Raw genomic sequence first — 14379 nt, 5'->3', positions numbered from 1 at the left:
AATCCACTGAAGACTATGCTATGATAAGAACAGCGGAAGTACTGTTCACATCTATACGATACATGAGCCACGGCAGTTTTCCCGCTGCCGCGGCTTTTTTGTATATATCGAGAAAACCCCGTAAATACGGACTTGCCACGATAGTTAACGCAATTGTTATCCTGCGTGGACAGTTTTCCTGCGAGCGTTGGTAGACTTCTCCGGGCTGAAATGATATCATTATCCCATCAGCTGAAGCGCGAGAGCTTCACAAAATTTCAGGAGGGATCAATGATGAAAACAAACAGTATCGCTATCGGGAAGATCAAGGATCAAAGCAAGACGGGAAGCTTTTTCAAAAGTATATCACCCTTCAACAACAGAAAGGATATACCCACAAGGCTGTTCATTATCAAAAATCTGCTGGCATACCTGCTGTGCAACATTGGCGGAATGGTCATCGGTACGGCTATCGTTGTGCTGATACACTATCCGCTGGGGAAAGACCCTTTGAAAGGCGAGGCTTTTGAGGGTTACGCGGGTCTGCTTTTTACGATGCTTAACTATTTTCTGCCATCTTTGTTTGTGATGTTTTACTGGCGGGTCATCGGGAAGAAGAAGCTTTCGGAGATGTACGTCAAAAGAGGCAGGTACTATTTTATAGGCTGTTTCGTCGGCGGAGTGCTTGTGACATTATGCGCGGGGCTGATACTGCTCACCGGTGCTGTAAAGGTCAGCGGACTGACATCCCATCCCGACTATCTCGCGATAGCGCTGAACGGCGGTGTTTGGGCTTTTCAGAGTTTTCACGAGGAGATACTTTGCAGAGGTCTGGCATTCTCATGTTTAAAGGGCAAACTGGGAGTACCTGCGGCCTTTGCGCTGAGTACCGCGGCCTTTACTATACCTCATCTGGGTTCGATGAAAGGCGCGGGTGCAGTGGTCACGGCGGCAGGCATCGTGAATCTGGTGCTTATATCGGCAATATTCACGCTTATCATGCTTCTGACTGACAGTCTGTGGGCTGCCTGCGGCGCGCATTTTCTGTGGAATTTCTTCCTGGGTAATATATTTGGGCTGACTGTCAGCGGAGCAGTATCGGAATCACCAGCGCTCATCAATGTCGAGAGTGTTGGCAGGAATGTCCTGAACGGTGGCATCTTCGGCATTGAAGCGAGCATTATCACAACAATGGTACTCGCGGCAGGTACGGCAGTGCTGTTCTTTGCATGGCGCAAGAAGAATATGGAAAAAGCCACTGTATCGGCGTGATATGGTGCATAATGGAACAATGATGAAAGGAGAAACAGTCATGAACTTTAATAATAAACTTTACGAGCTGAGAAAGCAAAAAGGCCTGTCGCAGGAAGAACTTGCCAATAGACTGAACGTTTCAAGACAGACGATTTCGAAATGGGAAGTCGGCGATTCGGCACCAGACCTTGAGAAGCTGGTAGCTATCAGCGATTTGTTTGATATATCCCTGGATGAATTGGTGCTCAACAAAGCTCCAGCGGCAGAAACTGCCCATGAAGCACCCGTGCAGACCGCAGGGGCAGAGATGTACCATGATATAAAGGAACACGTCCTCACCGAGGGAAACAAGAAGAAAGCAAAAAAAGGCTTGAAGATAGCGGCTATCGCTGCGGGTGTGATACTTCTGATAGATATTATCAGCTTTGCTGTATATGTTGCTATAAACGGGTTCCCGAAATGAAGGCTCACGGATATATTAATAGAAATCAAAAAGGCTGCGCAGGATCGTATTCTGCGCAGCCTTCGAGGTAAAGAAGAAAACCTGAATGCTTATTTATTGCCCAAGTGGCTTTTAGTAGGATCCGACATCCTCGTAAATACGCGCGTTGACATCGTCTGTTTCATCAGAGAGGATGTCCTGTGCGTCTTTCAGGAAGTCATCAAGCTTATCGGGCGGGATAATAAAATATACGTCATAATCTCTCGTATCTCCGTAATCGATGTTGTTGGAGATAGTATTATCATCTGACAGGCTTATGTACACACTTACATAGTCGCCCGGTGTGTCTTCATTTTTATAAACTCCGCCAAACATCATATCAAAGAAAGCCTCGGTATTTCTGTTTTCAAGGGTATAGTATTCATCAATGAGCTTATTCAGCTTTACGAGCTTGTCATCAAGCTCGGATTTCTTGATCTCATTTTCGTGATATCCGCTGCGAAAAACGGTATCATCATTGTAGGGATAATCAGCTTTCCCGCTGACATAGTAATTATCATGGAAAGAGTGTCTATTCTGTTGCAGATATGAACCATTGGCATACTGCGTAGTTGAGATCTGCATATCTGCGTTATCCCACTTGAATTCTTTCATGCGGAGCTTATAGTGTCCGAAGCCGCCTGTGAAATAGCCTGCTGCCATTATCACAAGGAATATACCAAAGCAAGCCACATACTTCAAAAGCCATATCAGGAAAGTCTTCGGGGTGATCTTTGCCCTTGCGGCAACTATCCTTATCACGAGATAGATTATCAGAGCCAGTGTCAGACCTATTCCCCATGATTCAACGTAGGAGAACATTGTGAAGAGGGTGAAGAGTCCCGTGAACATAAAGAGCTCCATGAAAAGGTCGTAGACCATAGGTCTGCCCACCTGTCTGCCGTCACGCTTGCGGTAGATGAAGAATGACGCGAACACCAGCAGGCAGCTTGCTGCCATATTTATACCAAGATATACCCAGCTCTCTAACGAACTGAAAACATATCCACTCTCTATGCTTAATGCTATCATGCCGCCGAACATTGCTAAAAATCTGTTGCTTATGTCTTCGCTGAAACTTACACTTGAGAAATTATTTGTAATAAAATTGTACACGAGAGTAGGTGTAAGGGTCACGCAGAAAGCTGTTATCATGGAGGTGTAGACACCCTCAGCCTTTGCGCCGCAGCAGCACATACAGAATACGCATATCGAGTCAACGAAAAGAGCTTCTGCAAGTACTATACAGTGTATCTTGAACAGGAAACTAAAGGTATCGCCGATCACCGTATGACCTTTCACGCAGCCTATTATCAGCACAAACAGGCTTGCACAAGCCAGTGGTATCAGATGGAGCTTTGCAACTGCCAGGAGCTTTGAATGAAATCTTTCCTTTGCGCTCATGGGCAGCGAGAGCTGTACATCGGCGGTCTGCTTGTTGGTCAGGTCGCTGAACACGCCATATACTGCGAATGCACCGAATGCTGCTGCAACGAACATCAGGAACAGTCCGAAGAAATTGTCATAATTCGGAAACATCAGATCGATGTCATCGGTGTTGTAATTTCTCACCGTGAATTCGGAAGCTTCAAACAAAGCTGCCGCCACTGTGATTATCAGTATCATCAGCCTTACCTTACGTCTGTTACGGCACTCGGCTGTAGCTGCCTTACTTATCTTCTTTGAGTATTTCTGCGCCATAACCTCGCACCTCCAGTTCGTATATGAATATCTCTTCAAGGGTAAGGGGTACTGCTTCAAGCAGTACGGGAGAAAGTCCTTTCAGCCTGGGCATTGATTCCTCGGCGCTGCCCCTTACTATCATCTGTGCAACGCTTCCCAGACGCGAGAACTGCATTACCTCCAGCCCCGACTGCTCTGCCATCTCCCTGGTCATCTGAGCATCTTTAAGAGCCAGCTGTATCTTGCAGAAGCCGCTCTTGATCTCGTCTATCTCATCAGCGAATATCAGATGACCCTGATGTATCAGCATCGCTCTGTCACAGAGCTCGTTTATCTCAGCTACGTTATGGGAGGATACTATCATGGTAGCTCCCCTGTCCATAAGTTCATCAACTATCATGGTCTTGATTATCTTTCTCATAGCAGGATCAAGACCGTCAAAGGCTTCATCCAGCATGATATACTTGGTCTTGCAGCTGAGTGCCGCTACAACTACCGCCTGTCTTTTCATACCCTTTGAGAACTGAGACATTCTCTTGTTCATGGGAAGATTAAGCTTGCTTATCAGCCTGTCGAAGACTTCCTCGGAAAACTCGGGATAGTAGCTTGAATAGTAGTTTTTAAGGTCTTTCAGGGTATAGTTTGCATACTGTATCGTTTCATCGTTAACGAAGAATATCTTGCCCTTGGCTTCGGGAGAATCATATACCTCGATGCCATCTATCTGTATGCTGCCCATGCTGCATGGATATACTCCGCACATCATTCTCATCAGCGTGGATTTGCCTGCGCCGTTAGAACCCAGAAAGCCGTATATGCACCCCTCGGGTATCTCGATGGAGATATGATCGAGAGCGATGAAATTTTCTTTTTCATCCTTGCTCTTTTCAAACACCATCGTGACATCTTTGATATCTATCATTTGTTATCCTCCTTCTGCAAAGCGTCCAGTCTTTCTTTCAGCTCAGTGACGGTGACCCCCGCCCTTATCGCTGCGGACGCAGCTGCATCAAAATCTTCAAAAAGCTTTCGCTCGATATGCCCTTTCTGCTTTGCCACAAAGCAGCCCTTGCCCGCCACGGAATATATTATACCGTCATGCTCAAGCCTGCTGTAAGCCTTAGCTACTGTATTCGGATTAAGTCCAAGTTCCTTTGCCAGGGATCTTGCGCCCGGGAGCTTGTCATTCTCCTGCAAAGCTCCGCTGCCGATAAGCTCAGCGAAGCCCTTGCATATCTGCTCGTATATGGGCACTCTGCCTGTAAGGTCTATATTTATCAAGAGCTTTCCTCCTCTCGGAAATGTTTTTGTTGTCTCATTATATGCTGTATTTATTCAGATGCGGTTTATGCCCCCGACGTTTTCTATATCTATATAACGTCTATACCCGTCGTGGAAATGATCCATTTACCGTCCTCGGGCTGTTTTATCAACCACACCTGTACATTTTCATGTTCATCAAAATCAAAATCGCCTTCTATAATCGTACAGATCGCATCAGTGGGGTTTATTGAAAAGTGATAATCGACCTCAAAGCCCATGCAGTCTTCAACGCCGCATTCTTCATCGAACATACCTATTTCAATTAGCTTATCAATGACTTCGTCTGTACACACTTCGTCGCCCAGATAACGCACAGAGTCTGTCTGTTTGCCGTTAAGCTCATATAAATATACTATATCCTGTACTGCGGCTGATGTTTCTTCTTCGGTATATTTCTCTGAAATCACACTGGCTTCTACCGCATTTTTGCCACAGCCCGCAAGTGCGAACGCCATCACCGCAGCAACGGTGAGTAATACTATTTTTTTCATATGGTTCTCCTTTTTTTCCGACAGCCGGATATCATTCTGCTGTAGATTTCCCGGGGATATTGTATTCCACTACTTCCCAGTTTTCGTCGCCTTTACTTGCTATATACCATTCGGTATCTGTCAGTATAGTCTTATCTTCCGAAGAATAAACATCGGCATATATCTTCATGCAATCTGTATAGTTCGTGCCGTTCTCTTTATTTATCTTATCCAGCGCTTCTTTTGAAGCAAACTCATCACCTGCATATTCTCCACATACTATGCAGTAACCCTCATATTTTTTATTATCGATAACTATCTCTGCAATATCGGTAACTGTCCAGAGTATATCATTGGATTCATATATTTTTGAATCACCGGTTTTTACACTAGGAGAAAACGAATATTTATTATCACCATCGTTGTAGAACTCGTTGACTAATTCCCAGTTTTCGCTGCCCGTCCTGGCAAAAAGATACTTTACGTCATGCTCTTTAAAACGCTCGCTGATACTTGTATCGCGCAAAGCTTCCCATATCGACCTTGGTGTTACTGTGCTTTTATAGCGGATATGATATACCATACAATCTATATCATCATATGCAGCTATCTCATGGGTATTTTTATAGTGATACATCATAGCTTCTCTTTTGTAGAACTCTTCCGAAGACTCGCTGTCACCAAAATAGGAACTGCTCAAAACAGTTACATGAAGTTTTTCCATAAAGTACTTTATATCTTCTGTAACAGTATCAAAATCCTCATCGGAATATATTGAAGATTCACCTTTTGTGATCTTATCAATACTGCGGTGTGACGATAAAGCCAAAACAGCTAAAGCGCCCCCGATCAAACAAACGACCGATGCCGCTATCGCTATGATCTTTTTCATATCATGTTTCTCCTTTTGTGCCGACAGCTGAACATCATTCTGCTGTGGATTTCCCGGGGATATTGTATTCCACTACTTCCCATTCGCCGTTCTGCCTTGCCACAAGCCATTCTGCGTCTTTAACGATATCAGCTTTTTCAGCAGAATAGAAATCGGCGTGCATTTTCATACAGCCATCATAGTCGGTGCCTTTGCTCTTGTTGAGCTTATCCAGTTCTTCCTTGGAAGCGCTTTCGTCGCCTGCATATTCAGCATACAAAAGCTCTCCGTCCAACTCTTCCCAGACATCGGAATCGGTCATAGCCTCCAGTGCTTTCTCTCTTTCTTTCGATGGATAAATATCAGATATTCCGTCTGCTGTGGTATCTTCAGTATCAGGTTTAAATTTATAAATATCAGACAGAGCACCCATGTATTTCCATTCGCCATTTTCGTCCTTTTTAACTACGCATTCTTCAAAACCGCCAAAAAAGGAATTGCGGAATCCATTGATATCAAACAGATTTTCACCGATCGCCTTTAGTACAGTAGAAGGTGTCTTTGCAGTATAGGTCGTCACCCTGAATGCAAGGTAATCTCCGCTGATCTCACTTGTTTCTTTGTCGTGGTCATAATAATACATATTTACATATCTGGCAGTGTCGCCGTAGGACATATCTCCAAGAAACTGACAATACACTTCGGTGTTATCCTTTAAATACTTCTCTTCAAAACACATTGTCGCGTTTTGGAGATCTTCTGCACTGTATACACTTGACGAGCCTTCAATTGCAAATTTTTTTCCGCAGCCCGTCATTGTCAGTGCCATGACTGCCGCTGCTGAAAGTGCTATAAACTTTTTCATTTCTCTCTCCTTAGCTGCCGTCACTTTACCTCAACCACCTGAACGCCCGAACAGTCGATCGCTTTTTCGGTGCCGCAATATGCGATGTTGCCGAATTTCTTATCGTTTGTTATCCAACTGATAGTATCATATTCGCTGTTGTCTTTTTTCATTTCCTCAACATACTCATCAACGTATTTTTCGGTATCGAACCAGAAGAATTCAATGTACTCGTCATCTTTTTTTCCGTTTAGAACAGTAATAGTGTCATCGTCTTTTTTTATCTCATCGGTACTTACGTCATAGCCTTTTTTCTCTAAATTCTTTGTCATCTCTGTTACATCGGGGTAATATGTACCTCTGCCGTCCATATAACAGCCCCCGAACATTAGGCTTGATATCACGACTACTGCTATCATAACATATATATTCTTCATTGTGTTCCTCCCGATAGACCGCAGGCGGCGGGAATAGCTGTCACCGCCGCAAGTGATCTGCTTTTTTTCATTTTTTCTCCTTAGCCGAAGTCCGTGATCATTACCTGCCGCGGCTGCTATTGCTGCTGTCTTTTTCTTTGTTTTCTCCGTTCTTTTGTCCTGCTGTCAGCCTGCATCCGAGTAGCTGACATTTGCAGTCTCCCAATTGCCGTCGCTTTTTCTTGCAAGCGTTAGATTCATCTTTCTCTCTGAGATATCCACGCAGGCATTTCCACTGCGGATAGTAGCCTTTATCAACGCCAGCGGGCTGTATGACTGTCTGTAATCCACCGTGAAGACCATGCAGTCGGTGTACCGTTCGTCGTCTCTCAGCCCGAGATCATTATTCAGTGTAGCCAAGGTATCTTCATCCGTGCTGACTTCATCACCATCGTAGTCTATATTTAAGGTGACGCAGTCGATGTCTTTCAGGCTGTTCTTTATATCTGCCTGAGCTTCGCAAAAATCTTCCTCTGTGAACACTGTGCTCTGACTTTTCTCTGCTAGTTCTTTCTTATTTCCGCAGGCTGTCAGTCCCAGAGCAAAGACCACAGCGGCAGTCAGTGCTATCATCTTTTTCATTTTGTTGTCTCCTGTTCTTTCAGATGCTGCTCTCTTCGTCCTCGTTCATATCCCACCTGCGAACTTTCCTGACTTCCTGTCCTGCAAGAAGTATGCATATCCCAAGGATGCTTACTGCAAATATCATCAGTTCTCTCATGTCGTCCTTCCTTTCTGCCCCCTTTTCTTTTATTTATGGGAGCTGTCTTGTTGTTTCGTTTCATTTGTCCTGTGTGTACTAGGTGTATTATCTGTCGTAGTACACTTAGAGTGTACCACTCACGCCTTGATTTGTCAATAGAACAGGTGAATTTTCAGCATATTTCACAAAGCCATCATCCACGCGCACCCAGTCGATATGCATCATATACATAATTATTCGTTATCTTCGGATAATCAGTGTATTACCAAGTGTACTACTGTACTATTCCCGTAGTACACACCTCCTTGGGTGTACTACTCTGACAGAACATTATAATAACGGAAACAGGCTATGTTATGCGGCAAAATTCGATAATTTTACACCTTGACTTGAATGTTCAAAAGTATTATAATAGACAGGTAATGTGCCGTCAGCACAGGGATGCGGCGGTTTTATGTATGATTTTGAGGGGGATACTTATGTCTAATAATGTTATAATACTGGCAGGCGGTCAGGGCAAGCGAATGAAGATAAATTCGCCCAAGGCACTTTGCAATGTTGTTGGCGAGCCTATGCTGGAATGGGTAATGAGTGCCTGTGAGGACGCAGGTCTTGACGAGATATGCATAGTAAAGGGCTTTGCAGGCGAACAGATAGATGCTTATGTTGAAAAGAGAACTTCAAAGGCTAAGGTAAGCACCGTTCTCCAGTCCGAGAGACTGGGCACAGGTCATGCTGTTATGATGGCTGAGGAATTCCTGAAGGCTAATACAGACGGCAATACTCTTGTGCTTTGCGGTGATGCTCCTTTTATCGATGCGGCTACCATAGATGGCGCACTGAAGCTCCATATGCAGAAGAACTGCGGTGTTACTGTTGTTACTTCCGTAGTTGAGGATGCTACGGGCTACGGCAGAGTAATCCGCACAAAGCACGGCATCTCCGGCATAGTTGAACACAAGGACTGCAACGCAGACCAGCTTTCCGTAAAGGAGATAAACTCCGGCTGCTACTGGTTCAAGACCGCTGACCTGCTGGAAGTACTTTTCGAGATACAGCCCAATAATTCACAGGGCGAGTACTACCTCACCGACTGCGTTGAACTTATGATAAACAAGGGCAAGGCGGCTGATGCTTTCATCTCCCTTAACCCAAATGTTGCGCTGGGTGCTAATGACAGACGCGGTCTGCTGAAGCTGAACGATATCGCAAGAATGGAGATCATCAACAGATGGCTGGATGACGGTATCGAGTTCACCTGCCTTGACGGCGTATCCGTTGGCAGAAATGTCACCATCGGCAGGGGCACACGCATCGAGGCAGGTACCGAATTAAGAGGAAATACCGTTATCGGTGAGGACTGCGTTATAGGCAGGAACTGCATACTTGAAAACACAGTTATCGGCAACGGCGTGGTACTGAACAATGTTCAGGCTTATGATGCTGTTGTTGACGACAATGCCAAGATAGGTCCTTTCGTTCAGCTGAGACCTGATTCTCACGTTTGCAAGGGCGTAAAGATAGGCGATTTCGTTGAGATAAAGAACTCCACCATCGGCGAGGGTACTTCCGTTTCTCACCTTACTTATGTGGGAGATTCCGATGTGGGAAGCAATGTAAACTTCGGCTGCGGCGTGGCTACGGCTAACTATGACGGCGAGAAGAAGTTCCGCACTGTTATCGAGGACAATGCGTTCATCGGCTGCAATACGAATCTGGTTGCGCCAGTATGCATCGGCAGAGGTGCGTACACTGCCGCTGGTTCTACTATCACAGGCGATGTTCCCGCGGATGCGCTGGCGATCGAACGCGGTCAGGCTGTTATCAAGGAAGATTATGCCAAGAAGAAGCTGGCTGCCCGCACCAAGAAATTTGAGGACGCTCACAAGGTCTGAATTTTTAAAACTTAAAAATATATTAATATGCGCTCACAAATTTTTTGTGAGCGTAATTTTTTATAAATTTGAAGAGCCGCAGAAAAGAAAAACCGCGTATCTGCTTAATAACAGCTATTATGTTCACGTAAAGTTAATGTGAAGCCACTGTAAAAAGATGTGATATTCTGCATATCATTTTCAATTCAACCATTGACGAAACTATGTTTTTGTGATATAATATACTCAATTCACTGTGATCGGCGGAAATAGCGCAATTTCTGGCAAGACCACAGCATTATACATTAGCCTGAGCAACGATTTCAGCTTGCATGATGAACGCAGCAGCTTAACAAATCATAAAGCCGTTCTTACATATTTTGGCAATGAAAAAATGGCTTTAACGGCATCTGTCCCTGCGCTCATAATAATTGATCTGTTCAGGTCGGGTTGTTTATTAAGTACATTTAAGTATGGTCTAATGACATGAAAGGACAGTTGAAAAAGAATATGGACTACAAGAATATGAAATCAAAAAGGATCCTTGCAGGAATGCTCGCTCTGCTTCTGGCTTCAGGTACAGCACCGGTCAATTTCGGCAGTGCGCTTACGACAGATGCTGCCATTGCATGGGGTATCGAACCTGATGCTGAGAACCCTGAGGCAGGTTCTTCCAACGAGGATAAGGGCGATGGTATTTCAGAGGATACTATCAGCAGTGACGATGAGACAGAGGCCGTGACCGCTGATGAGGATAATACTGATCCCGATAGTGTAAACGATTACGAAAAAAATGGCAGCAGCGATGAAAACGTTGCTGAGACTACTGATCAGGAGACCACCGATCAGGAAACTGCCGATGACGAAACAACAGCAGATGAAACTTCCGACGCTGAAACTACAGATGAGGAAACAACTGCTGAGGAAACCACCGATGATATTTTTATCATTATTTCCCCTGATACAGCAATCCCTCTCGGCGCTTATGTGATCATAAACTCAGATGATCATTTCTTTGACGGCAAAACAGTTTTAAGGATAGGAAACGTTATAACTGCTGACAAGGCAAAACTGTCTTATGACAGCTATGATCTTCAGTACGGATACAAGTTCATGTTCAAAGCGCCCAACAGCGCAGACACATTCACCATAGGCATCGCAAATGAGGACGGTTCGTTGACTCCCCTTGGCATCAGATGCGTAAGCGGAAGCGGCACACTGAATGATCCTTACAAGTTTGAGACTGTATTCAAGAAAGCAGAAAATAAAAAGAAGAGCGCCGGCGGCTTTATTACGGTCACTTCCATAAAAGAAGCAGTTGAAAAAATGACAGATGTATCTCCCGAAGATGCAAGGGCATGGCTTGCCGCAAATGTTGATGCCATCAAGGCAGCAGACAATGATCATCACGGCACATTTGATCTGTTTTTCAAGTACAAAAACAATTACTATTGCAAGACCCTGACATACCAGAATCTTAATGCCGAATACATTGAAGACCCTCATTTCAAATGGGATTCTATCACTGAAGAAGGAAGATCGGCTATCATGTACCAGTGTCTTGGACAAAAAGAACATATACTTGTCTGGGGAAATGCCGAAGAACAGATCGTTGTTACCTATACAAAGACCGAAGCAAAAGAACCCACCTGCACCAATGCAGGAAACAGCGAGTATTACACTGGCTCTGATAACAAGTACTATAAGCTTGAAAACGGCGTATACACCGAGATTTCTAAGAATTCCTGGGTAATTGCACCTAAGGGTCACAACTATGGCACACCACAGTGGACATGGAACGATGATCTCACTGCAAAGGCTGAGTTCATTTGCGAGGACTGCGGTGATGTTATAGTTATCGATGCGGATGTGACCTCAAAGATCATCGCCGAAGCTACTTACACCACGGAAGGAAAGATCACCTATACCGCAAAGGTAGTGTTCGAGGATAACTACCACACCTGTTCCAAGTCAGTATCCATACCTAAGCTGGAACTTGTTTATGTTGAAGCTAAAACCGCTACCTGCACCGAGGACGGAAATACCGGCTACTGGTACGATAAAGCTAACGACAAGTATTTCACCGATGATAAGGGCAAAAACGAGATCGCAAAGGCTGACACTGTTATCAAGTCTAATGGTCACAGCTATGGTCTGCCCCAGTGGACCTGGAGTGATGATAATACTGCAAGTGCAGAGTTCGTTTGCGAAAAATGCGGTGATACTTTAGTTATCAAGGCTGAGGTGACCTCAAAGATCGTCGAAGAGCCTACTTACACAAAAGCAGGAAAGATAACATATACAGCAAAGATAGTGTTTGGGAACAATCACCACACCTGCTCCAGATCGGTAACTATACCCAAGCTGGGATTGTCTTACGTTGAAGCCATTGCAGCTACCTGCACCGAGGGCGGTAATATCGAATACTGGTACGATGAAGCCAATGACAAGTATTTCGCAGATGAAAATGGCGAAAACGAGATCACAAAGGCTGATACAATCGTTGAAGCGAAAGGCCATACCAGAGGCGACAAGGTCATCGAGAACTATGTAAAGCCCACTTTTTTGAGTGACGGCGGTTATGATGAAGTATATTACTGCATCGACTGCGGCATTGAGCTCTCCAGAGAGCACATCGCACTCAGCAAACTCAAATACAAAGCTCCCGCTCTGACATACACCAAGGGGATCAACGCTGTAAAGCTCAGCTGGTCAGAAGTTGAAGATGCTGAAAGATACGGTATCGTAGGCTATGTTAACGGCAAGTGGCAGCTGCTGTACGATTGTGAAGATACTTCATTTGTACTTAACGGACTTACCGAAGGCAGAGATTACTGGGTCGCTGTTATCCCCAAATGCAACGGCAAATGGATAACAGACTTCTCCAACGCTATAGTTGTATCTGCCCAGAGCACTGTAGGCAAATATCCTATCCTGTCTTCTGTTGAACACAATGAAGAGACCCACCAGTTCAGACTCAGATGGTCTGAGGTAAAGGGCGCTCAGCAGTACGGCGTAGCTGTATATCTTTCAGGCAAATGGAAGATAGTTAAGCAGGATATCCCCGCAGAAACTACCTACTTCACTTCACCCAAGCTCACAGCAGGCCAGACCTACAGAATGGTTGTCTGTGCCAAGGTGAACGGCAAGTGGGATACCAGCAATATCAATGCAAGATCATTCAGTGTTACTGTACAGCCCGAAGCAGTCGTAAATCACGGCAATTATGAAGCTGATGACTTTGTATTCTCGGGTAATGTCTATATCGTCGGAGATTCCACCGTATGCAATTACAAGCCTGAGACGACCGAAAGCAAGGGCAGCTGCGGCTGGGGCATGAAGCTTGGAGAGCAGTTTGAGGGCGTGAATGTCACAAACCTTGCAAGGGCAGGCAGAAGCTCACGCAGCTTCATGAATGACCCCGAGTACAAGATACTGTGCGATTCCATCGGCAAGGGAGATTACCTGTTCATTCAGTTCGGTCACAACGATGAAAGAACAGCTGAGCCTCAGCACGCTGCTTATCCTTATCTTGAATTCTCCACACTGGACGGCGAAGGCAAAAATCCCAACGGTCAGTACTCCTATGAGTGGATGCTGCTGAACAAATACGTCAGAGTAGCACAGGAAAAGGGCGCTACTGCTGTTCTGGTAACACCTGTATCCAGACGTGCAAAGGACGGTACAGCAATGATCGAGGAACACAAGCAGTATTCCGATGCTGTTGTGGCACTTGGCAAGAAATACAATATCCCTGTTATCGACATGACCACCAAGACCGCAGAGCTTTATAACAAGCTTTACGAAGAGGGCGGTGAGGAAGCAACTGCAGAGCTGCACTGCTACCTCGATGAAACAAGGACAACTATCGATAATACTCATCTCAGCATAAAGGGCTGTGAGCTGATAGCTGATATCCTCGCTGAAGAGACAAGGACTCTTGGTCTGAAGATCTCTGAAAAACTGAAATAATAATTTATCGAATATGATCCTCTGTACCCATCGGTGCAGGGGATCTTATTTTTTATCAATAGCCTGCAGGTTATATCGAAGCGTGATCGGACATATTTATATAAGAGGCTGTTGCAACCGCAGCACCCTCTAACCATATCCGAACATCAGAGTAAAAAAACATATTAACTGGTGAAATAAGCTGTTTCAGAGCGCACACCCCCAAGCCCTCTTCAAAAAAAGAGGACTCGGGGGTGTTATGTTCTGCTGGTTTTTATGCCGTTTTCAGTTCAAAAAGAGAAATTCCAAGTCGGTTTTCTGAGATCTTAGCAAAAAGCTTCTTTATGTTGTATGCAAGTCCCAACAAAAGGAACTCAGTTCTGATGTTGTTTTTGCCCCTGCACAGGAATCTTCTGAAGCCATGATCCTGTTTCAGCACTCCGAATACGCCTTCAGCCTGTATGCTTCGG

Annotated in this window: 14 protein-coding genes; 5 read left to right on the top strand and 9 right to left on the bottom strand. The window is 44.9% G+C overall.

Annotated elements, in window-relative coordinates; translation table 11 throughout:
• Nucleotides 1-20: 20 nt before the first annotated feature.
• The 3 genes from BM265_RS20085 (at nt 21) to BM265_RS10875 (ending at nt 1696) form a co-directional block, all read left to right on the top strand.
• Nucleotides 21-194: a hypothetical protein gene (locus BM265_RS20085; protein ID WP_177219578.1), complete on the top strand. Its 174-nt coding sequence runs from the start codon at nt 21-23 to the stop codon at nt 192-194.
• 79 nt (nt 195-273) lie between these two features.
• The gene (locus tag BM265_RS10880; RefSeq protein WP_074961755.1) at nt 274-1251 is read left to right on the top strand and encodes a CPBP family intramembrane glutamic endopeptidase; all 978 of its coding nucleotides are present in this window, start codon (nt 274-276) and stop codon (nt 1249-1251) included.
• Between the two features lie 40 nt (nt 1252-1291).
• Nucleotides 1292-1696, top strand: coding sequence for a helix-turn-helix transcriptional regulator (locus BM265_RS10875; protein ID WP_074961754.1), 405 nt, complete (start codon nt 1292-1294; stop codon nt 1694-1696).
• 111 nt (nt 1697-1807) lie between these two features.
• On the opposite strand, the gene BM265_RS10870 is transcribed toward BM265_RS10875, so the two are convergent.
• The 8 genes from BM265_RS10870 to BM265_RS10835 all read right to left on the bottom strand — a co-directional run bounded on the left by BM265_RS10870 (nt 1808) and on the right by BM265_RS10835 (nt 7963).
• On the bottom strand, nt 1808-3415 hold the full coding sequence (locus BM265_RS10870) for a hypothetical protein (RefSeq protein ID WP_074961753.1): 1608 nt from the start codon (nt 3413-3415) through the stop codon (nt 1808-1810).
• Nucleotides 3384-4319 (bottom strand): ABC transporter ATP-binding protein, encoded by a 936-nt coding sequence (locus tag BM265_RS10865; protein WP_074961752.1) that lies wholly within the window; start codon nt 4317-4319, stop codon nt 3384-3386. The genes BM265_RS10870 and BM265_RS10865 overlap by 32 nt, the downstream gene beginning before the upstream one ends.
• The gene (locus BM265_RS10860) at nt 4316-4678 is read right to left on the bottom strand and encodes a GntR family transcriptional regulator (RefSeq protein WP_074961751.1); all 363 of its coding nucleotides are present in this window, start codon (nt 4676-4678) and stop codon (nt 4316-4318) included. The genes BM265_RS10865 and BM265_RS10860 overlap by 4 nt, the downstream gene beginning before the upstream one ends.
• An 89-nt stretch (nt 4679-4767) precedes the next feature.
• Nucleotides 4768-5211, bottom strand: coding sequence for an LptM family lipoprotein (locus BM265_RS10855; protein WP_074961750.1), 444 nt, complete (start codon nt 5209-5211; stop codon nt 4768-4770).
• Nucleotides 5212-5242: 31 nt separating this feature from the next.
• Complete coding sequence (locus BM265_RS10850) at nt 5243-6082, bottom strand: hypothetical protein (RefSeq protein WP_074961749.1); 840 nt, start codon at nt 6080-6082, stop codon at nt 5243-5245.
• A gap of 34 nt (nt 6083-6116) precedes the next feature.
• Nucleotides 6117-6926: an LptM family lipoprotein gene (locus BM265_RS10845; protein ID WP_074961748.1), complete on the bottom strand. Its 810-nt coding sequence runs from the start codon at nt 6924-6926 to the stop codon at nt 6117-6119.
• A gap of 20 nt (nt 6927-6946) precedes the next feature.
• A complete protein-coding gene (locus BM265_RS10840; protein WP_074961747.1) occupies nt 6947-7342 on the bottom strand; it encodes a hypothetical protein in 396 nt (131 codons plus the stop codon).
• A 165-nt stretch (nt 7343-7507) separates the two neighbouring features.
• Nucleotides 7508-7963: a hypothetical protein gene (locus BM265_RS10835; protein WP_074961746.1), complete on the bottom strand. Its 456-nt coding sequence runs from the start codon at nt 7961-7963 to the stop codon at nt 7508-7510.
• A gap of 600 nt (nt 7964-8563) precedes the next feature.
• Here BM265_RS10835 and glmU point away from each other — a divergent pair.
• Together glmU and BM265_RS10825 are read left to right on the top strand one after the other, a co-directional pair.
• Entirely contained in the window at nt 8564-9979 is a 1416-nt protein-coding gene (gene glmU / locus BM265_RS10830) for a bifunctional UDP-N-acetylglucosamine diphosphorylase/glucosamine-1-phosphate N-acetyltransferase GlmU (RefSeq protein WP_074961745.1), read from the top strand.
• A gap of 504 nt (nt 9980-10483) precedes the next feature.
• The gene (locus BM265_RS10825; RefSeq protein WP_242940825.1) at nt 10484-13930 is read left to right on the top strand and encodes a GDSL-type esterase/lipase family protein; all 3447 of its coding nucleotides are present in this window, start codon (nt 10484-10486) and stop codon (nt 13928-13930) included.
• A gap of 253 nt (nt 13931-14183) precedes the next feature.
• Here BM265_RS10825 and BM265_RS10820 read toward each other — a convergent pair.
• Nucleotides 14184-14379: transposase (locus BM265_RS10820; protein ID WP_177219576.1), on the bottom strand; the 196-nt coding region annotated here is incomplete at its 5' end.

It is taken from the genome of Hominimerdicola alba (assembly GCF_900112155.1).
In the GTDB taxonomy this organism is placed as follows: domain Bacteria; phylum Bacillota; class Clostridia; order Oscillospirales; family Ruminococcaceae; genus Hominimerdicola; species Hominimerdicola alba_D.
Note: the sequence above shows the minus strand (reverse complement) of the source record. Positions and strands in the feature narration are given on the sequence as shown.